We start from the raw sequence: 19,313 nt of genomic DNA on the forward strand, positions 1-19,313 counted from the left end.
AGGGTGACCGATCATGGGGACGATGGGGCAGGGCAGGTGGGATCTCGTCTTTCCGTCGGGGGCGCCCGAGCGCGTGGGCGATCTGTTCGCGACCGCGGTGGTGGCCGACGCCGTGCGCCGCCACGACGCCGATCTGGCACAGACGGTGGAGAGCTGTCGCCAGTGGAATCGCGAGTACCGCACCATCTTTCGCGCGCTGACCGCGCTCGGCGCTTCTGCGCCACGGCATGCCGCGGGCATCGCCGCCGACGGCCTGGCCGCGGCGCGCGGCCTGCTCCGGTTCGTCACCGAGTACGTGGTGGCCCCGCTGGACAGCTTCGACGTCGGCGCCGTCGAGCAGCGGGCGTCGCTGGGCACCGGCCGGATCGATGGTGCGGCGAAACCGCCCGCGCGACTGGAGGTTCCGTACCGCGGCGCGCTGCTGTCCGGTTCGGCGCTGCGCGTCCAGGTCACCGAGTGGCGGCATCGGGGCGTGCTCGAGCCCGGTTTCGCCGCCGCGCTGGAGCGGGTGATCGATCACCCGGAGTGGTTGCCGCTGCCCGGTTTCCGCGTCGTCGTGGCGGGCGCGGGGGAACTGGCTCCGATCCGCCCGCTGCTGCGCTGGGGCGCCGACGTGCTCGCGGTCGCGCGGCCCGGTCCGGCCCGGTGGCAGGAACTCGCGGAGCTGGCGCGGGCCGGGGCGGGGGTACTGCGCTATCCGATCAGTCCGGGGCCGCGCCCGTTCAGCGGCGGGCCCGGCGCCGACGTCACCACCCAGTTCCCGGCCCTGCTGCACTGGCTGCGCGACCAGCTCGCCGACGGCGGCCCGCGGCCGGTCTTCGGCGGTTACGCACAGCGCTTCGGCCCCGGCGGCGTCCGGCTGGCCGCCGCCATCGACGTGCTCGCCGAGGACGTGCTCGACCGCCGGGCCGACGCGGTGCTGGCGGTCCTCGGCTCGCCCACCGACTGCTATGCCGTCCCGGAATCCGTTGTCGCCGACGCGCATCAGCGCCTGCACGCGCGCGGTCCGTCCCGGTTCGGCCAGGACCTGCTGCGCGTGCTCACCCGATCCGCGCTCTATCGGCCGAATTACGCGCTGCGGCTGCGGGACGAGGCCGGCGAGCTGTGGAGCGTCGCCGACGCGATGCTGCCCGCGCAAGGCCCGAACCATGTGCTCGCGCAACGGGTTCAGCGCTGGCGCGCGGTGCTGGCGCACAGCGCCGGCCGACAGGTCTCCGGTGCGGTGGCCCCGCTGGTCTGGACACGCAGCCTGGTCGCGCAGCCGCGCCTGGCCGCCGCCTATCGTGGCGCGCACCGCTTCGGCGTCGAGGTGTTCGATCCGGAGACCGCGCGCACCCTGCTGGCCGCCAAACTGGTCGCCGATCTGGCAGCGCCGCCGGTCGAGGCCGGGCGCAACCCGGAGGGCCTGTTCGCCCAGGGCGCGGCGCACGGCGGCCTGTGGCGGCAGCCGTTCGAGCCGCGGTCGATTCTGCCGATGGCGGCGCTGTCCGGCCGGGTGCGCCGAAGCTAAACGGCGGCGGCGTCTTTCGGCGCCACCGCCGACCACGGCACCGACAGCACGCAGTCGCGCATCCGGCGGCGGTACTCACGCACCGGAAAACCCTCGTCCCGCAAGAACTCCGACGCCTGCCGCCAGCGCACGCGGGGACCGAACGGGGCCAGCGCCGCCGCGCGCGCCCAGGCCCGGTCCGCGGCGGTGAGCAGCGCGTGCACCGGTTCGCCGGGAATGTTGCGGTGGATCAACGCCTTCGGCAGCCGCTCGGCGATATCGGAGGGCTGATCGACGGTGAACGGATCCCAGGCCAGCGTCAGCGACAGCGGCCCGGACCGATCCAGCAGCACCCAGGCGCAGCGGCGGCCCAGTTCGTCGCAGGTGCCGTCGACCAGCAGCCCACCCGGCGCGAGGCCGGAGCGAAGGGTGGCCCAGGCGCCGGGCACGGCGGCTTCCGGGTATTGGCGCAGCACATTGAACGCGCGCACCAGAACCGGTCGCAGCCCGGCCAATTCGAAGCCGCCGCGCGCGAAGCGCACGCCGTCGCGGCCCGGCACCACCCGGGCCGGATCGATCTCCAGCCCGACGACCCGCACGTCGGAGCGCACCGTGCGCAACCGGGCCGCCAGCTCCAGCGTCGTCCACGGACTGGCGCCGTAGCCGAGGTCGACCACCAGCGGATCCGGCGCGGCCAGCAGCCGCGCGGTGACCAGGTCGTCGTGGATCAGCCAGCGATCGCTGCGACGCAGCCGATTGACGCCGGTGGTGCCCCGGGTGATGGTCCCGAGTGGCTTGCTCAGCTGGTGGGGTTGCGAGCTTCCAGCCACTTCACCGTCTCTTCGGCTTCGGCGCGGAACAGGTCGACGAGGTTCACCAGCATCAACTGCTCCAGCCGCGGGCCGACCATCGGAATGAACACCTTCGCCTCGGGCGAGAAGCGCATGGTGCAGCCGGTTTCGGTGGGGAACAGGCGAATTCCGCCGTTCAGGCTGCCGGGGCCGGCCGGGATGGACGCCGAGAACCTGCCCTCGGTCTCCTCGGCGCGGTAGGGACCCCAGCTCTCCTTACGGGTGATGATCATGTCCTTGCGCATCACGGCCTGCGCGATCTCGGGCAGCATCTCCCGCGGCAGGGTGTGGTGCAGGACGACCTCGATACCGGAGTCGCTCACGTCGAGGCTGACGACCTCGTTGCCCGGGGTGTACTTCCGCATCTCCGCGACCCGCGCCTCCCAGTACTCCTGAGTCGACAGCGCCTCGTAGAGCTCTTTGGTGGTGTGCAGCGGGTAGCGAGCGGAGTAATCCAATCGACGTGCCATGCCCGCACACGTTACCGGGATCGATTGCTGGGCCATCGCTCGGCGCGCATCTCACAATCGACCCCGGCCGCGGTTGGCACGGCGCACAGTGGACGCCGGATCAGCCCTTGTGGGTGGCGATCCAGGTGTTGGTGAACTCTTCCTCGGACTGCAGCAGCTCGGTGAGGCGCTCCTGGATCGCCTTCTCGATCTTGCCGCCGAACAGCGGGACCTTCACCTCGATGTCGCCCTGCACGGTCGCGGTCGAGCCGGTGCCCGCGTCGGCCAGGGTGATGGTGCCGCGCACCTGGGCGGGCGCGCCCTCGACGGTGGCCTCGAAGGTGGCCGCGTTTCCGGTCCAGTCCTCCACCCGGGGGATGATCAGATCGCCGGGGCGCACCGCGGTGATCGCGGGCGGCAGCAACTCGGCGGCGATGGCCTGCACCATTTCGACCCGGACCTGAGCGTCGTTGGCGCTGAAGGAGTTCAGTCGCGCGTTGTCCCCGCCGACCTCGGCGATGCGGTCTTTCCAGTACTGCTCGTCGGCGAACGCCGCGCGGACGGCGGCGGCCGGGTGGGAGTAGTGAGCCGTGAACGCCAAGGGTGTAGCCATGGTCGGACACGCTACCGGGCTGGGAGCCCGGTGACCGGAGGAGGTCGCCCAGTCGTGACCGGCCGGACGGGCGCGCGCTGGCGCGCGCACGGCGGACATCGCGGGCAGCCCCATCGGATACCGTCTTCGGCGTGCGAACTTCACGGGTGGTGGCCTCGGACGACCTGCGCGAACTGCTGGCCCGCGCCGGCGCGGACCTGCGCGCGCCGGTGCCGCTCGCGGAGCTGACCACGCTGCGCGTGGGCGGCCCCGCGACGGTCGCCGAGTGCGCGTCGACGGAGGCGCTGATCGAGACGGTGCGGGTGCTGGACGACAAGGGCGTGCCGGTGCTGCTGCTCGCGGGCGGCTCCAATCTGCTGATCGGTGACGACGGTTTCGACGGCGTGGTCGTCAAGATCGCCACCGGCACGGTCGAGCTCGGGCCCGACCATGTGGTCGCGGACGCGGGCGTGCCGTGGGACGGTCTCGTCGAACGGACCGTCGCGGCCGGGTTCGGCGGCCTCGAATGCCTGTCCGGCATCCCGGGTTCGGCGGGCGCGACCCCCGTGCAGAACGTCGGCGCCTACGGCGTGGAGGTGGCCAACCTGCTGCGCCGGGTGCGCCTGCTGGATCGGGCGAGCGGCGAGACGCGCTGGGTGGAGCCCGGCGAGCTCGGCTTCGGTTACCGCACCAGCACGCTCAAGCACACCGCCGACGCGGTGGTGCTGGCCGTGGATTTCGCGCTCGATCCGGCGGGGGTGAGCGCGCCGCTGCGCTACGGCGAACTCGCCACCACCCTGGGCGTGACCGACGGCGGCACCCGCCCGGCCGAGCAGGTGCGGGCGGCGGTGCTGGCCCTGCGCGCGGGCAAGGGCATGGTGCTCGATCCGGCCGATCACGACACCTGGAGCGCGGGGTCGTTCTTCACCAATCCGGTGGTGCCGCACGAGCGGGTCGAGGCGGTGCGGGCCCGGATCGCCGCCCATGTGGGCGATGTCACGATTCCCACCTATCCGGCGCCGGACGGCGTGAAGTTCTCCGCAGGCTGGCTGATCGAGCGGGCCGGTTTCGCCAAGGGCTATCCGGGCCCGGGGGCGGCCGCGCGCCTGTCCACGAAACACACGCTGGCACTGACCAACCGGGGGAGCGCCCGCGCCGCCGACCTGGCGGCCCTGGCCAGGGACGTACGCGCGGGTGTCGAGGACCGGTTCGGCATCCACCTGGAGCCGGAACCGGTGACCGTCGGGCTCACCCTCTAACCCGGCAAAACGGGCACTGAACTGCTTCGACAGCCGAACGACCGGGGCGCGGCGCGTAGATTCGAAGTAGTGAACAACCGTCCAGTGATCCGTAGACCGGTCGGCGTCCTCTCGATGCTGCTCCTCGTCGTGGTGGCCCTCGTGGCCGGCTGCGGCACCGACAAAGGCGCACCGGCCAAGGATTCCGGGCCCGCCGCCGAGGTGACGATCACCCCCGGCAACGAGTCCGACGAGGTCAACCCCACCGCCCCGGTCTCGGTCACCGTCGACGACGGCGTGATCGATCAGGTCGCGCTGACCAACGCCAACGGCAAGCAGGTCCAGGGCGAAATGAGCCCGGACAAGCGCAGTTACAAGATCACCGAGCCGCTCGGCTACGACGCCGCCTACACCTGGTCGGGCACCGCGCGCGGCAGCGACAACAAGCCGGTGCCGATCGACGGCGGCTTCCGCACGCTGGCTCCCAAGGCCACCGCGGGCGCGACCTTCCAGATCGCGGACGGCCAGCAGGTCGGCATCGCCGCCCCGATCATCCTGCAGTTCCGCGGTCACGTCTCGAACAAGGCGGAGGTGGAGAAGGCCATCACCGTCACCACCAACCCGCAGACCGAAGGCGCGTGGGCCTGGTTCCCCGACGACAACGGCGGCTCCCGGCTGCACTGGCGGCCCGAGAACTATTGGCAGCCCGGCACCACCGTGCACGTCGCAGCCAAACTCTACGGCCTGGACCTGGGCGACGGCCGCTACGGCGATTCGGATCTGACCTCCGACTTCACCATCGGCCGCAGCCAGATCGTGAAGGCGAACGCGCCCAGCCACCGCATGCAGGTGGTGCGCGACGGGCAGGTCGTGATGGACTTCCCGGCCAGCTACGGCGAGGGCAACGAACCCCGCAACGTGACCCGCTCCGGGCTGCACGTGGTGAGCGAGAAGCACGAGCTGGTCAAGATGTCGAACCCGCCGTTCTACACCGACATCGACGAGCGCTGGGCCGTGCGCATCTCCAACAACGGCGAATTCATCCACGCCAATCCGGAATCCGCGTCCGCGCAGGGCAACTCGAACGTCACCAACGGGTGCATCAACCTGTCCACCGCGAACGCGCAGGAGTACTTCGTGACCGCGCTCTACGGCGACCCGGTCGAGGTCACCGGCACCTCGATCCCGCTCTCGGCGGCCGACGGCGACATCTACGACTGGACCATCCCGTGGGATCAGTGGAAGACGATGTCGGCGGTGCGGGGCAAGCCCGCCCAGGTCTCGGCGACCCCGGTGGCCCCGGCCGCGCCGCGCTAGCCGGCCCGGGTTCAGCGGCGGGCGAACTGGCCGGGCCCGGCCTGGTCCCGCGGCTTGACGATGATCTGGTCCAGGTTGACGTGCGGCGGCCGCGAGGCGACGAAGCCGACGATCTCCGCGATATCCGCCGCGACCAGCGGGTCGATGCCCTCGTAGACCTTCGCGGCGCGGTCCTCGTCGCCGTCGAACCGAACCAGTGAGAACTCGGTCTCCACCGCGCCGGGCGCGATCTCGGTCAGCCGCACCGGCTTTCCGAGCAGTTCGCTGCGCATCGTGCGATGCAGCACGGCCTGCGCGTGCTTGGCCGAGGTGTAGCCGGAACCGTTGTCGTAGGTGTGGAACGCGGCGACCGAGGTGATGGTGACGATCAGCCCGTCGCCGGAATCGATCAGTTTGGGCAGCAGCGCCTTGGTGACCCGCAGCGTGCCCATCACGTTCGTCTCCCACATCCAGCGCCAGTCGTCCAGGTCGGCGTCGGCGACCGTGGCCAGGCCCTTCGCGCCGCCCGCGTTGTTGACCAGGACGGCGACCTCGGGCACGGCGGCGCAGAACGCGGCGACCGAATCCTCGGAGGTGACATCGAGTTCCAGCGCGGTGCCGCCGATCTCGTCGGCCAGGCGCCGCAACCGGTCGAGCCGGCGGGCGCCGACGTAGACGTGGTACCCCTGCTTCGCGAGCTCACGGGCGGTGGCCTCGCCGATGCCCGAGCTCGCTCCGGTCACTACCGCGCTCCGTGTGCTCATGACCGTCGATCCTAGGTGCGGGCGGTTTGCCGGGTCGCGCCCTGTTGCCCGGATCACTGGCCGTGCGGTCCGGCGTTAGCCTGAACGGCATGGCTATACGGGAAGCGGTCAGCGCGGACGGAACCACCCTCGTCTTCCGGGAGCAGGGGCCCGCGTCCGGGCGGCCGCTGGTGCTGGTGCACGGCTGGTCGGCCGACCTGCGCTGCTGGGGCGCGGCCGCCGGTGAGCTGGCCCAGCGCTACCGCGTGCTCGCCGTCGACCTGCGCGGCCACGGCTACTCCGATGTGCCCGCCGCGGGCTACGACGATCCGAAGAACTGGGCCGCCGACCTCGCCGCCGTGCTGGCCGCGGCGGGCGTCGAGTCGGGTGCGGTCCTGCTCGGCTGGTCCTACGGCGGCATCGTGATCAGCGACTACCTGACCGCCTACGGCACGGGCGCGGTCGCCGGCGTGGTCTACACCGGCTCGATGGCCAATATCGGCCGCGCGCCCGGCGCGGAGATCGGCACCGCCATGCAGGCCGCGATTCCCGGTGTCTTCGAGGAGAGCGCGGGCCGGGCCACGCGGGCGTTCGCCGCCTTCGGCAACGCCAACACCGGCCCCGGCGCGGACAAGGGCGTGGATGCGCAGCGCCTGTTCGGCGGCAGCCTGGCCACGCCGCCCGCGGTGCGCAAGGCCCTGTTCGTCCGCACCGTGGACAACACCGAAACCCTGCGCGCCCTGGACGTTCCGGTGCTGGTTCAGCACGGCACCGCGGATCCGGTGGTGCCGATCGCCAACGGGCGCTACATCGCCGAGGCGGTGCCGGACGCCCGCACGTCCTTCTGGGACGACGCCCAGCACGGTTTGTTCCTGGAGGACCGGGCCCGTTTCGTCGCCGAGATCTCCGCGTTCATCGACAGCCTGGCCTGATCGATAGCCAAAGCGGCTAATAGCACAAACTTTCGAATTCAGCACCCTGAGCGGGGTGATCGTGCTCACAAAATTGCTGTGATCGCAGTCACTTGCCCCGCTCCGGGCCGTCTGGGCCGGTGATACACCGTGCACTATGGAGTTGTGAGTGAACGCCCGGATCTACGGCCGAATCGGATCGCCGTGTTGTCGGTGCACACCTCACCACTTGCCCAGCCGGGCACGGGTGACGCGGGCGGAATGAACGTCTACGTCCTGCAGACCGCCCGGCAGCTGGCGCGCCGCGGCATCGAGGTCGAGATCTTCACCCGCGCCACCGCCTCGAACACGCCGCCCGTGCAGGAGGCGGCGCCCGGCGTGCTGGTGCGCAATGTGGTGGCGGGCCCGTTCGAGGGCCTGGACAAACACGACCTGCCGACCCAGTTGTGCCCCTTCACCGCCGAGGTGCTGCGCCAGGAGGCCCGGCACCTGCCCGGCTACTACGACCTGGTGCATTCGCACTACTGGCTCTCCGGCCAGGTCGGCTGGCTGGCCCGGGACCGCTGGCGGGTGCCGCTGGTGCACACCGCACACACGCTGGCCGCCGTCAAGAACCGCGCGCTCGCCGACGGCGACTGCCCCGAGCCGGCGACCCGCGAGATCGGCGAGAAACAGATCGTCTCCGAAGCCGACCGGCTGGTGGCCAACACCGCCGAGGAGGCCCGGCAGCTGATCGAGCTGTACGGCGCCGAACCCCGCAACATCGACATCGTGCCGCCCGGCGCGGATCTCGCTCGGTATCGGCCCGGCGACAAGGCCGCGGCCCGCGCCGACCTGGACCTGCGCGCCGACGAGCAGATCGTCGCGTTCATCGGCCGCATCCAGCCGCTGAAGGCGCCCGACGTGCTGATCCGGGCGGCCGCCGCGCTGCTCGCCGCGAACCCGGAGCGCAAGCTGCGGGTGCTGATCGTCGGCGGTCCGTCCGGCAGCGGCCTGGAGCGCCCGGACGCGCTGATCCGGCTCGCCGCCGAACTCGGCATCGGCGAGCACGTCACCTTCCTGCCGCCGCAGCCGCCGGACCGCCTGGTCCAGGTGTACCGGGCCGCCGATCTGGTCGCCGTTCCGAGCTACAACGAATCCTTCGGCCTGGTCGCGATCGAGGCGCAGGCCAGCGGCACCCCCGTGCTCGCGGCCGACGTCGGCGGCCTGAGCACCGCCGTGCGGCACGGCGAAACCGGCCTGCTGGTACCCGGCCACCGCATCCCGGACTGGGCCGCCGCGCTCGGCGCGCTGCTCGACGATCCGGCCCGGCTGCGCCGGATGAGCGGGCGGGCGGTGACCCACGCGGGAAACTTCTCCTGGGAGCACACCGCCGACGGGCTGCTCGCCAGCTACTCGGCCGCGCTCGGCGACTTCCACGGCGCGCTGGCACACCGCGAGGGGCACGACGTGCTGCTCAACGGGCTCTACGGTGTTCCGGGAGACCGCACCCATCCCGCGTCGTTCTGACCGATTCGGGTATGCGGTAACCGCGGCCGCGCGCTGCGCCCAGAACTCACCAACGACAGGAGTACGACGCGATGTCGGTGCCAGCCACCGCGCAAGTCATCGAAGAGACGCTGCGCGATCGGGAAATCGAATACGACCGCGCCGGCGAGGACGTCTTCGTGGTGATCCTGCCGGGCGAGCGCAAACTGAAGACCTCGGTGATGCTCACCGTCGGCAAGCACGGCGTGCGCATCGAATCGTTCGTCTGCCGCAAACCGGACGAGAACTTCGAGGGCGTCTACAAGTTCCTGCTGCGCCGCAACCGGCGGCTCTACGGCGTGGCCTACACCCTGGACCGGGTCGGCGACATCTATCTCGTCGGCCGGATCGCGACGCACGCGGTGACCGCCGACGAACTCGACCGGGTCTTCGGGCAGGTGCTCGAGGCCGTGGACGGCGACTTCAACGTGCTGCTGGAGCTGGGTTTCGCGGAATCCATTCGCAAGGAATGGAAGTGGCGGGTCTCGCGCGGGGAGTCGCTGAAGAACCTGCGGGCCTTCGAACATCTCGTGGACGCCTCCGACAAATAGGTCCGCGCCCAATATGATCCATCGGGCCGCCGCGATCGCGGCGGTCTGGTGCTGCTGTCGGAAGTGGGGGCCTGATGACCATTCTCGCGCTGGATATCGGGGCGACGAAGATCGCCGTCGGCGTTGTCGGCCAGGAGGGCATGACGCGCGAGGTGGGCCGGATCCAGGTGCCGCAGACCGGCGTCTGGGAGGCGTGCCAGGAGTTGCTGCTGTCCGTGGCCGGTGACGACGACGTGCCGATCATCGGCATCGGCGCGGCCGGGCCGGTGGACGCGCCCTCGGGATCGCTGTCACCGCTCAATATCCCGGAGTGGGCCGACGGCTTTCCGATCGTGTCCGCGGTCAAGGAGCTGTTCCCGGCCGCCTCGGTGCGCTTCGCCATCGACGGCGTGTGCCTGGCGCTGGCCGAACGGCATTTCGGCGCGGCCCGGCAGACGCCGGACGCGCTGGCGATGACGGTGTCCTCGGGCATCGGGGGCGGGATCATCGTCGGCGGCATGGTCGCGGTGGGGCACACCGGTAACGCGGGTCATATCGGTCACATCGTGGTGCCGGGTTCGATGGACCCGTGCGCGTGCGGCGGCGTCGGCTGCGTGGAAGCCGTTGCGAGCGGACCGTCTTCGGTGCGCTGGGCCCAGGAGCGCGGCTGGACCGGGACCACCGGCATCGAGCTGGCCGAGGACGCCCAGCACGGCGATCGCATCGCCAAGGCCGCGCTGCGCCGGGCGGGTATCGCACTGGGACAGGCGATTTCCTCGGCGGCGGCGCTGCTGGACGTCGATCTGGTGGTGGTCGGCGGCGGTTTCGCGCAGGCGGGGGAGCCGCTGTGGCGGCCGATGCAGGAGGCGATCGGCGCGCACGCGCGCGTCGGCTTCCTGAAGGATCTGCGCGTGGTGCCCTCGGAGTTGCAGGACCGCGCCACCCTGATCGGGGCGGGACTGCTCACCGCCCTCTCGGCGCCGGCCTGAGCAGTGCCTGCCAGAATGGCCCCCATGACGTACACCCTCGTGCTGCTGCGCCACGGCGAGAGCGAATGGAACGCCCTGAATCTGTTCACCGGCTGGGTCGATGTGCACCTGACCGACAAGGGCGTCGCCGAGGGCAAGCGCGCCGGCCAGCTGATGGCCGAGCAGGGCGTGCTGCCGGACATCGTGTTCACCTCGCTGCTGCGCCGCGCCATCAGCACCGCGAACAACGCGCTGGACGCCGCCGACCGGCACTGGATTCCGGTGGTCCGGGATTGGCGCCTGAACGAGCGGCACTACGGCGATCTGCAGGGCAAGAACAAGGCCCAGGTCAAGGAGCAGTACGGCGACGAGCAGTTCATGCTGTGGCGCCGCAGCTACGACACTCCGCCGCCGGATATCGCCGCCGGCAACGAGTACAGCCAGGAGGGCGACCCGCGCTACGCCGGCATCGAGGTCCCCAAGACCGAGTGCCTGCTCGACGTGGTCAAGCGCATGGTGCCGTACTGGGAGTCGACGATCTCCGAGGAGCTGCGGACCGGCAAGACCGTTCTGGTGGCCGCGCACGGCAATTCGCTGCGCGCCCTGGTCAAGCACCTGGACCAGATCTCCGACGACGACATCGCGGGCCTGAACATCCCGACCGGCATTCCGCTGGTCTACGAGCTCGACGAGAACCTGCGCCCGGTCCGTCCGGCGGTCTACCTGGATCCGGAGGCCGCCGCCGCCGGCGCCGCCGCGGTGGCGAACCAGGGCGGCAAATAGCCCGCACGTCCACGATGAGAGCGCCGCAGTCCTGTGCGACTGCGGCGCTCTTGTCGTTTCGCGTCCAGAATGTGGGACCAGAGCGGTTAACTCTTGGCGCGGACCGCCGGTTACGGTAAGCCTAGATTCTGATGATCGAAGCGGGGGATTGACGGCCATATGCTGCGGCTATTGCGAGCTGTCGCGCATATGTGAACTGGCATTCGTCAGAATTTCGGGTATCCGGGTGTTCTTACCGACGAGTAGGTTCGGTATGCTTCGGCGCGTTGGAAAGTCCGAGAGGTGGATCACGTTCGATGAAGTACGCGTTGCGAGTCACGGTGGCCGCGGTTGCCACCGCCGTGCTCGTTCCTTTCCTCAGCACCGGCGCCACGGCCCAGGCCGCGCCGATCTCCGCCGGACCCGACGGCGGCGCCGCCGGAGCGGCGTGGACGGCCACCGAAGACGGGGCGCAGCAGTACCCCAACGTCAACATCCAGTGGGACGTGCCGATCACCATGAGCGACGGCACCGTCCTCAAGGCGAACCTGTACCGTCCCGCCGACGCGGCCGGCCGGCCGATCGACACCAAGACGCCGACCATCGTCAACCTGACGCCCTACACCAAGCTGGTCTCCAACCTCGGTGACAGCGCGCTGCAGGTGCCCGGCCTCTCCGACGCGCTGATCGCGCTGTTCCGGCAGATCGACATGTCGGGCACCCCGCTGTCCGGCGTCACCGATCTGACCAAGGCCTTCGGCGGCGGCGAACTGCGCAACTTCTCGGTCGACCGCCAGCTCATCAAGAGCGGCTACAGCCAGCTCGTCGTCGACGTGCGCGGCACCGGCTTCTCCCAGGGCACCTGGGACATGCTGCGCCAGCGCGAACAGCAGGACACCGTCGAGGTCATCGACTGGGCGTCGAAGCAGTCCTGGTCCGACGGCAAGATCGGCATGAACGGCATCTCCTACTCCGGCATCAACCAGGTGCAGGCCGCGCAGGCCCAGCCGCCGGCGCTGAAGGCGATCTTCCCGGTGGTGCCGGGCAGTGATCTGGTGCAGGACGTGCTGGCCCCGGGCACCGGCTTCGGCTTCAACTTCATCCCGTTGTGGCTGGCCGCCATCAACGGCCTGAAGTGGGTGCCGGACGTGGCCTCGATCGTCAACGGCCAGTTCGACACCCAGTGGCTGGCCGACCGGGCCGCCGATCCGTACACCTTCATGGACGTGCTGCTCAACGTCTACACCTCGGCGAAGATGGACGATCTCGATCCGCGCGCGAAGGCGCTGCTGACCGACAGCGAAGGCCGCCGCAAGGATTGGTGGAGCGACCCGGCCAAGATCAACGTGCCGACCTTCGTCGTCGGCGGCTGGCACGACCTGTTCACCTACTCCGAATCCAAGATCTACGACCAGATTCCGCTGCCGCCGGGCCAGAAGCAGCTGCTGATGGGCAATACCTACCACGTCAACTCGGGCAACGAGTACGGCAAGCCGGGCCTGCCGCCGCGGCTGGACGTGCTGCAGCGCGCCTGGTTCGACAAGTGGCTCAAGGGCATCGACAACGGCATCGACACCTACGGTCCGGTGACGCTGCGCCAGCAGGGCGGCGGCTGGATCACCACCAACGGGTTCGGATTCGGCGCGGTCGGCAGCCGGGAGGCCGAGGTCGAATCGTCGCACCGCCGGATGTACCTGTCCGCGGCCGACAGCGGCACCGCCCAGTCCGTGCACGACGGATCGCTCACGGCCGCCGCGAATTCCGACACCCAGCGGCTCACGGTCGCGCCCGGCATCACCACCCTGTGCTCCAACGACGCGGCACAGGGCAGCGCGGGCGTGCTCTCGGTGATCGACGGGTGCGCCAAGGACTCGCGGGTCGCCGAGCTCAACGGCCTGACCTTCACCAGCGCGCCGGTCGCCGAGGAGACCGCGATCTCCGGCCCGATCGCGGTGCGGCTCAACACCGTGCACGACGCGGCGGACGGCTACTGGGTGGTCACGGTGAACGACGTGGCGCCCGACGGCCAGTCCACCGTGTTGAGCTCGGGCCAGCTGGTGTCCTCCATGCGCGAGATCGACGACGCGAACAGCGCGAAGTCGGCCAGCGGCGACTACACCGACCCGCGGCCGTTCACCTCGCTGGACCGCAGGCAGCCGACGGTGCTGGGCGAGGCGACCACGCTGGACATCGCGCTGCCCGCTACCGAGGCGATCCTGAAGCCGGGCCACCGGCTGCGCGTCGACGTGTTCGCCGGGAACTTCCCCAAAGGCCTGCCGGTGCTGCCGATGCTGCTCGATTCCGGACTCAAGCCGCAGCACGTGCAACTGGACCCGAATCGGCCGAGCTTCGTCAACATTCCGCTGCGCGGCAAGCCCGGTTGGTGATCGCCGCACGCTGACCACGCCGGGGGCGCCTTCGTTCGGATGAACGAAGGCGCCCCCGGCGCATTGTGCACCGGACCGAATTGCAGTCTCTTCCAGCGGTTTCGGTCATCTCGGGGCGGTTCGGCCCGTAACTTAGTGAGCGTTTACTCCCTAAGAAAGCGAGTGCTGACGAGGTGCGTGCCGCAATGCGTTCGGTGGCGGTGTTGTTCGCCGCCGGACTACTGAGCCCCCTGTTGAGTCCGAACGCCGCGGCGACCCCGGCCCCCCTCGGGCCGGACGGCGGCGCGGCCGGCGCGGCCTGGGCCGCGGCCGAAGACGGCCCGCAGCCCTACCCGAACGTCGCCATCGAATGGGACGTGCCGATCACCATGAGCGACGGCACCGTGCTCAAAGGCAACGTGTACCGCCCGGCCGACGCGGCGGGCCGGGCGATCACCGAGCCGACGCCCACCATCGTGAACCTCACGCCCTACACCAAATTGGGCTCGATGATCGCCGACAGCCTGATCTCGATCCCCGGCCTTTCCGACGCGGTCCTGCAACTCGCGCGCGACATCGACCTCACCGGGACGCCGCTGTCCGGCGTCACCGATCTGACCAAAGCGCTGGGCGGCGGCCTGGTCCGCAACTTCGCCGTGGACCGGCAGCTGATCAAGGGCGGCTACACCCAGGTCGTCGTCGACGTGCGCGGCACCGGTTTCTCCCAGGGCATCTGGGACATCCTGCGCGAGCGCGAGCAGCAGGACAGCGTCGAGGTGATCGACTGGGCGGCGCGGCAACCCTGGTCCAACGGTCGCATCGGCATGAGCGGCGTCTCCTACTCCGGCCTGAACCAACTCCAGGTCGCGGCGAAGAATCCGCCCGCGCTGACGGCGATCTTCCCGGTCGTGCCCAGCCGCAATCCCTTTCGCGATCTCGTCGCGCCCGGCGGCGCGATCGGCGCGACCTTCATGCCGATGTGGCTGGCCGCGGTGAACGGCGGAAAACTCGTGCCCGACCTGACCGCGCTCGCGCAGGGCCGTTTCGACACGAAGTGGCTCGCCGATCGGCTGGCGGATCCGTTCACCTTCCTGGACGCGTTCTTCAGCGTGATGACCGCGCCGCGGCTCGAGGACCTGCACCCGAAAGTCCAGGAACTGCTCGACCAGAACAGCCCCGCGCGCCGCTCCTGGGAGACCGACGCGGGCGCGATCACCGTGCCGACCTTCGTCACCGGCGGCTGGCACGACGTGTTCATCAACTCCCAGACCGATGTCTACCAGCGAATCCCGTTGCCGCCCGGGCAGAAACAGCTGCTCATGGGCGACGGCTACCACATCAGCAACGGCAACGAGTCCGGCCGGCCGGGGCTGCCGCCGCGCATGGACGTGCTGCAACGGGCCTGGTTCGACAAGTGGCTCAAGGGCATCGACAACGGGATCGAGCGCTACGGCCCGGTGACGGTGAAACAGGAGGGCGGCGGCTGGATCACCGAAGACGCCTTCCAGCAGCCGGTGTCGGCCTATCGGCGGATGTATCTGTCGGCCGCGCCCAGCGGCACGGCGAACAGCGTCTACGACGGTTCGCTGCGCACCGAGCCCGGCCCCGAGGTGACGCGGGTGAGCGTCGCGCCCGGCCTGACCGGCCTGTGTTCCCGGGACGCTGCCCAGGAACTGGTCGGCATTCCGTCGATCATCGTCGCCTGCGCGGAGGATTCCCGGATCCAGGAGCTCGGCGGACTCACCTTCACCAGCGCGCCCGTCGGCGCGGCGGTCACCGTCTCCGGCGCGATCGCGGTGCGGCTCAACACCGTCCACGACGCCACCGACGGATACTGGGTGGCCACCGTGAACGACGTCGCGCCGGACGGCCGGTCGACCGTGCTGTCCTCGGGGCAGCTGGTCGCCTCGCTGCGCGCCATCGACGAATCCCGCAGCACCCGCCTGCCCAACGGCGACTACTCCGAGCCCGTGCCCTACCTGTCGCTGGAACATCGGCAGCCCACGGTGCCGGGTGCGCCCACGCCGCTCGACATTTCGATTCCCGGGGTGAACGCGGTCCTGCGACCGGGCCACCGGCTGCGCGTGGACGTCTACGCGGCCAACTTCCCCAAGGGCTTGCCGCCGATGCCGCTGCTGCTCGAAACCGGGCTGCGGCCACAGCATCTGCTGCTGGACCCGAACGAACCGAGCTATGTGAACCTGCCGGTCCAGGGCGAGCCGGGCTGGTAGCCGGGGCGGCGGCCGGGCGGGCCGCCGTCCCGGCCGGCGCTCAGTCGGCGACCGCGAAGGCGGCTTCCAGGGGTGGGAAGACGGCCCGCACATCGTGCCCGGCGAACCACAGCCCGACCAGGAACACCGAGGTGGCCTCCAGATACCGGGCCCGGTACAGGCCGCCGGCGCGGGCCGGGTGCAGCTTCAGGTCGGCGATCAGCCCGGCGACCAGCTCCATGGCGGCGGGGTCGTCACCGCAGAAGGGCACGGTCAGCGGGCGCCCCTCGTAGGACTTGGTCTCGGACGCCAGAACTTCCGCCGCCCAGAGATTGAACGCCTTGACCACCCGTGCCGCGGGCACCGTGGCCGCGATCCGCTCGGCCACCGCGTCCTCGGACAGCGGCATGGTGGTGGGCCCGCCCGCGGCCTCGAAGTCCGGGGCGAAGGCGTTGGTGCAGTCGATCAGCGTGCGCCCGGCCAGCGCTTCGGCGTTCGACCGCAGCGCCTCGTCCAGGGCCGAGACCGGCAGGGCCAGCAGCACCGCCGTCCCGAATCCGGCCGCGTCGACGACGCTGCCGCTCCGCGCGCCGATCGCGGCCGCCAGGTCCGCGGCGGCCGCCGGGTTCCTGGCGCCGATCAGGACCTCGTGCCCGGCGGCGGCCCAGCCGGCGCCGAGCGCCCGCGCCATGTTCCCGGCGCCGATGATTCCGATTCGCATTGTTCGCTCCCAGGGATGTGTGGTGGTGTGGATGAATCCGGAACCGACGCTAGGGAATTCGATAGGCACCCCGAGGTGCCCGACGGACTGGCAGGCTGGAGGCATGACACTGCCGATCACCGCCGGGGAAGTCGAGTTCGCCGCGGTCGACTACATCGCCGACTGCCCGGTGCGGATCGGCGTGGACATCCTCGGCAACTCGTGGCTGCCGGTCATCGCCTACTCGCTGCGGCACGGTCCGATGCGGCCGGGCGAGCTGCGCACCGCGATCGGCGGCATCAGCCAGAAGATGCTCACCCAGACTCTGCGCCGGATGGAACAGCTCACCCTGGTCGACCGCCGCCGCTACGCCGAGGCCCCGCCCCGGGTGGAGTACGCGCTCACCGAAGCCGGTCGCGACCTGCTGACCCCGATCTTCGCGCTGGGCGAGTGGGTGCTCCGGCACGGCCCGCAGGTGAGCGCCGCGCTGGCCGGAGCCGACGACCTCGACTGACCGCGCGGCGTGACACTCCTCTCATCGGACGGGGGTGTGGCCGCGGCGGGGCCGCGACACGCTGCCCGCCGTCCCGGTGAAACACCGCGTGAACAGGCAGCAAACGGGCCTGGAAGAGGCCATGACCTGGGGGAAACTTCCTCGACCCCGCTCGGGGCGGACGGGTACCGACCGTACGATTCAGGGGTGAGTGTTCCGCTAATCCGACGCTGCGCTGGCAGTCCCGGCCGTAACGGGTGATCCGGTGAGTGTTCCGCAGGCCGTATTGCTGGCAGTCCTCGCGGCTGTCGTGGGCCTGGCAGTCGGCGGGCTACTGATTCCGTACGTGAACGCCCGCCAGGCCGCGCGGCGGCAGGCCGAATCCGGCCTGACCATGTCCCAGGTGCTCGACCTGATCGTGCTGGCCTCCGAGAGCGGCATCGCCGTGGTGGACGAATACCGCGACGTGGTGCTGGTCAACCCGCGCGCCGAAGAACTCGGCCTGGTCCGCAACCGGCTGCTCGACGAGCGCGCCTGGGCCGCGGTGAAGAAGGTCCTGGCCAACGGCGAGGACGCGGAGTTCGATCTGACCGCCAAGCACCCGATTCCCGGCCGCAGCCGGATCGCCGTGCGCGGCGTGGCGCGCCCGCTCTCGCCGGAGGAGACCAGCTTCACGGTCCTGTTCGCCGACGACGATTCCGAGCAGGCGCGCATGGAGGCGACCCGGCGCGACTTCGTGGCGAACGTCAGTCACGAGCTCAAGACGCCCGTCGGCGCGATGAGCCTGCTGGCCGAGGCCCTGCTGGAATCCGCCGACGACCCCGAGGCCGTGCGCCACTTCGGCGAACGCGTGCTCGGTGAATCCCGCCGCCTCGGCAAGATGGTGACCGAGCTGATCGCGCTGTCGCGGCTGCAGGGCGCGGAGAAGCTCCCCGAACTCGAGGTGGTCGACGTCGACACCGTGGTGATGCAGGCGGTCGACCGCTCGCGCACCGCCGCCGAGGCGGCCGGCATCACCGTCAGCACCGACCGGCCCAGCGGGCTGGAAGTGCTGGGCGACGAGACCCTGTTGGTCACCGCCCTGTCCAACCTGGTCGAGAACGCGATCAACTACTCACCGCAGGGCTCGCATGTCTCGGTGAGCCGATCGCTGCGCGGCGAGCACGTCGCCATGGCGGTCACCGATCGCGGCATCGGCATCGCCAAGGAAGACCAGGAGCGGGTGTTCGAACGATTCTTCCGTTCGGACAAGGCGCGCTCGCGCGCCACCGGCGGTACCGGGCTCGGGCTGGCTATCGTCAAGCACGTGGCCGCCAACCACAACGGTGAGATCACCCTGTGGAGCAAACTGGGCACCGGTTCGACGTTCACCTTGCGTATACCCGCTCACCTCGAAACCGACGGCGAAGAAGAGCCCGAGGTGAGCACGAGAGAAATCAGCCCGCGCCCCACGGGGCCGGGCCGACCCAATGGTGTGGAGGCACGCAGATGACGAGTGTTCTGATCGTCGAGGATGAAGAATCGCTGGCCGATCCGCTCGCGTTCCTGCTCCGCAAGGAAGGCTTCGAGGTCACGGTGGTCGGCGACGGGCCCTCCGCGCTCGCCGAGTTCGACCGCTCCGGCGCCGACATCGTGCTGCTGGACCTGATGCTGCCCGGCATGAGCGGCACCGACGTCTGCAAGCAGCTGCGCACCCGCAGCGGCGTGCCGGTGATCATGGTGACCGCGCGCGACAGCGAGATCGACAAGGTGGTCGGCCTGGAGCTGGGCGCCGACGACTACGTCACCAAGCCGTACTCGGCGCGCGAGCTGATCGCCCGCATCCGCGCGGTGCTGCGGCGCGGCGCGGGCGACGAGCTCGACAGCGGCAGTGAGACCGGCGTGCTGGAGGCCGGCCCGGTCCGGATGGACGTGGACCGGCACACCGTGCTGGTCAACGGCAAATCGGTGACGCTGCCGCTCAAGGAGTTCGATCTGCTCGAGTACCTGCTGCGCAACTCCGGCCGGGTGCTGACCCGCGGCCAGCTGATCGACCGGGTCTGGGGCGCCGACTACGTCGGCGACACCAAGACGCTGGACGTGCACGTCAAGCGGCTGCGCTCGAAGATCGAGGCGGATCCGGCCAAGCCGGAGCACCTGGTGACGGTGCGCGGGCTGGGCTACAAGCTCGAGGCGTGAAACTCGTCGT

General features: G+C 70.4%; 18 protein-coding genes. 13 read left to right on the forward strand and 5 right to left on the reverse strand.

Annotated features, from left to right (window positions below; genetic code table 11):
- Positions 1 to 22 precede the first annotated feature (22 nt).
- Entirely contained in the window at positions 23 to 1,510 is a 1,488-nt protein-coding gene (locus tag AB0I43_RS13425) for a hypothetical protein (protein ID WP_356973636.1), read from the forward strand.
- On the opposite strand, the gene AB0I43_RS13430 is transcribed toward AB0I43_RS13425, so the two are convergent.
- From AB0I43_RS13430 to AB0I43_RS13440, 3 genes are all read right to left on the reverse strand, one after another.
- Positions 1,507 to 2,319, reverse strand: a complete 813-nt coding sequence (locus AB0I43_RS13430; protein ID WP_356973635.1) for a class I SAM-dependent methyltransferase — start codon at positions 2,317 to 2,319, stop codon at positions 1,507 to 1,509. The two genes, AB0I43_RS13425 and AB0I43_RS13430, sit on opposite strands and share 4 nt — an antisense overlap.
- On the reverse strand, positions 2,289 to 2,810 hold the full coding sequence (locus tag AB0I43_RS13435; RefSeq protein WP_356973634.1) for a DUF2505 domain-containing protein: 522 nt from the start codon (positions 2,808 to 2,810) through the stop codon (positions 2,289 to 2,291). The genes AB0I43_RS13430 and AB0I43_RS13435 overlap by 31 nt, the downstream gene beginning before the upstream one ends.
- A 100-nt stretch (positions 2,811 to 2,910) precedes the next feature.
- Positions 2,911 to 3,402, reverse strand: a complete 492-nt coding sequence (locus AB0I43_RS13440; protein ID WP_356973633.1) for a DUF2505 domain-containing protein — start codon at positions 3,400 to 3,402, stop codon at positions 2,911 to 2,913.
- Between the two features lie 146 nt (positions 3,403 to 3,548).
- Here AB0I43_RS13440 and AB0I43_RS13445 point away from each other — a divergent pair, with 146 nt between their 5' ends.
- Both AB0I43_RS13445 and AB0I43_RS13450 read left to right on the forward strand, forming a co-directional pair.
- Positions 3,549 to 4,640 (forward strand): UDP-N-acetylmuramate dehydrogenase, encoded by a 1,092-nt coding sequence (locus AB0I43_RS13445; RefSeq protein ID WP_356973730.1) that lies wholly within the window; start codon positions 3,549 to 3,551, stop codon positions 4,638 to 4,640.
- A gap of 114 nt (positions 4,641 to 4,754) precedes the next feature.
- Positions 4,755 to 5,936, forward strand: a complete 1,182-nt coding sequence (locus tag AB0I43_RS13450) for an Ig-like domain-containing protein (RefSeq protein WP_356973729.1) — start codon at positions 4,755 to 4,757, stop codon at positions 5,934 to 5,936.
- An 11-nt stretch (positions 5,937 to 5,947) separates the two neighbouring features.
- Here AB0I43_RS13450 and AB0I43_RS13455 read toward each other — a convergent pair whose 3' ends face one another.
- Positions 5,948 to 6,679 carry an SDR family NAD(P)-dependent oxidoreductase gene (locus AB0I43_RS13455; RefSeq protein WP_356973632.1) on the reverse strand — a complete coding sequence of 244 codons (732 nt, stop codon included), beginning with the start codon at positions 6,677 to 6,679 and terminating at the stop codon, positions 5,948 to 5,950.
- Between the two features lie 89 nt (positions 6,680 to 6,768).
- Here AB0I43_RS13455 and AB0I43_RS13460 point away from each other — a divergent pair, with 89 nt between their 5' ends.
- The 7 genes from AB0I43_RS13460 to AB0I43_RS13490 all read left to right on the forward strand — a co-directional run bounded on the left by AB0I43_RS13460 (position 6,769) and on the right by AB0I43_RS13490 (position 15,953).
- A complete protein-coding gene (locus AB0I43_RS13460; RefSeq protein WP_356973631.1) occupies positions 6,769 to 7,590 on the forward strand; it encodes an alpha/beta hydrolase in 822 nt (273 codons plus the stop codon).
- Positions 7,591 to 7,734: 144 nt separating this feature from the next.
- Positions 7,735 to 9,078, forward strand: a complete 1,344-nt coding sequence (gene mshA / locus AB0I43_RS13465) for a D-inositol-3-phosphate glycosyltransferase (RefSeq protein ID WP_356973630.1) — start codon at positions 7,735 to 7,737, stop codon at positions 9,076 to 9,078.
- A gap of 71 nt (positions 9,079 to 9,149) precedes the next feature.
- On the forward strand, positions 9,150 to 9,647 hold the full coding sequence (locus AB0I43_RS13470) for a YbjN domain-containing protein (protein WP_356973629.1): 498 nt from the start codon (positions 9,150 to 9,152) through the stop codon (positions 9,645 to 9,647).
- A 74-nt stretch (positions 9,648 to 9,721) separates the two neighbouring features.
- Positions 9,722 to 10,615 (forward strand): ROK family protein, encoded by an 894-nt coding sequence (locus AB0I43_RS13475; RefSeq protein ID WP_356973628.1) that lies wholly within the window; start codon positions 9,722 to 9,724, stop codon positions 10,613 to 10,615.
- A 24-nt stretch (positions 10,616 to 10,639) separates the two neighbouring features.
- Positions 10,640 to 11,377 carry a phosphoglyceromutase gene (locus tag AB0I43_RS13480; RefSeq protein WP_356973627.1) on the forward strand — a complete coding sequence of 246 codons (738 nt, stop codon included), beginning with the start codon at positions 10,640 to 10,642 and terminating at the stop codon, positions 11,375 to 11,377.
- Between the two features lie 296 nt (positions 11,378 to 11,673).
- Positions 11,674 to 13,743: a CocE/NonD family hydrolase gene (locus AB0I43_RS13485; protein WP_356973626.1), complete on the forward strand. Its 2,070-nt coding sequence runs from the start codon at positions 11,674 to 11,676 to the stop codon at positions 13,741 to 13,743.
- Positions 13,744 to 13,928: 185 nt separating this feature from the next.
- Entirely contained in the window at positions 13,929 to 15,953 is a 2,025-nt protein-coding gene (locus tag AB0I43_RS13490) for a CocE/NonD family hydrolase (RefSeq protein WP_356973625.1), read from the forward strand.
- 40 nt (positions 15,954 to 15,993) lie between these two features.
- Here AB0I43_RS13490 and AB0I43_RS13495 read toward each other — a convergent pair whose 3' ends face one another.
- The gene (locus AB0I43_RS13495; RefSeq protein ID WP_356973624.1) at positions 15,994 to 16,653 is read right to left on the reverse strand and encodes an NAD(P)-binding domain-containing protein; all 660 of its coding nucleotides are present in this window, start codon (positions 16,651 to 16,653) and stop codon (positions 15,994 to 15,996) included.
- Between the two features lie 103 nt (positions 16,654 to 16,756).
- Between AB0I43_RS13495 and AB0I43_RS13500 the strand changes: the two genes are divergently transcribed.
- The 3 genes from AB0I43_RS13500 (at position 16,757) to AB0I43_RS13510 (ending at position 19,303) form a co-directional block, all read left to right on the forward strand.
- Positions 16,757 to 17,146 (forward strand): helix-turn-helix domain-containing protein, encoded by a 390-nt coding sequence (locus tag AB0I43_RS13500; protein ID WP_356973623.1) that lies wholly within the window; start codon positions 16,757 to 16,759, stop codon positions 17,144 to 17,146.
- 244 nt (positions 17,147 to 17,390) lie between these two features.
- Positions 17,391 to 18,617, forward strand: coding sequence for an ATP-binding protein (locus tag AB0I43_RS13505; RefSeq protein WP_356973622.1), 1,227 nt, complete (start codon positions 17,391 to 17,393; stop codon positions 18,615 to 18,617).
- On the forward strand, positions 18,614 to 19,303 hold the full coding sequence (locus AB0I43_RS13510; protein ID WP_356973621.1) for a response regulator transcription factor: 690 nt from the start codon (positions 18,614 to 18,616) through the stop codon (positions 19,301 to 19,303). The genes AB0I43_RS13505 and AB0I43_RS13510 overlap by 4 nt, the downstream gene beginning before the upstream one ends.
- The last annotated feature ends 10 nt before the right edge of the window (positions 19,304 to 19,313 follow it).

This window comes from Nocardia sp. NPDC050435 (assembly GCF_040655395.1).
In the GTDB taxonomy this organism is placed as follows: domain Bacteria; phylum Actinomycetota; class Actinomycetes; order Mycobacteriales; family Mycobacteriaceae; genus Nocardia.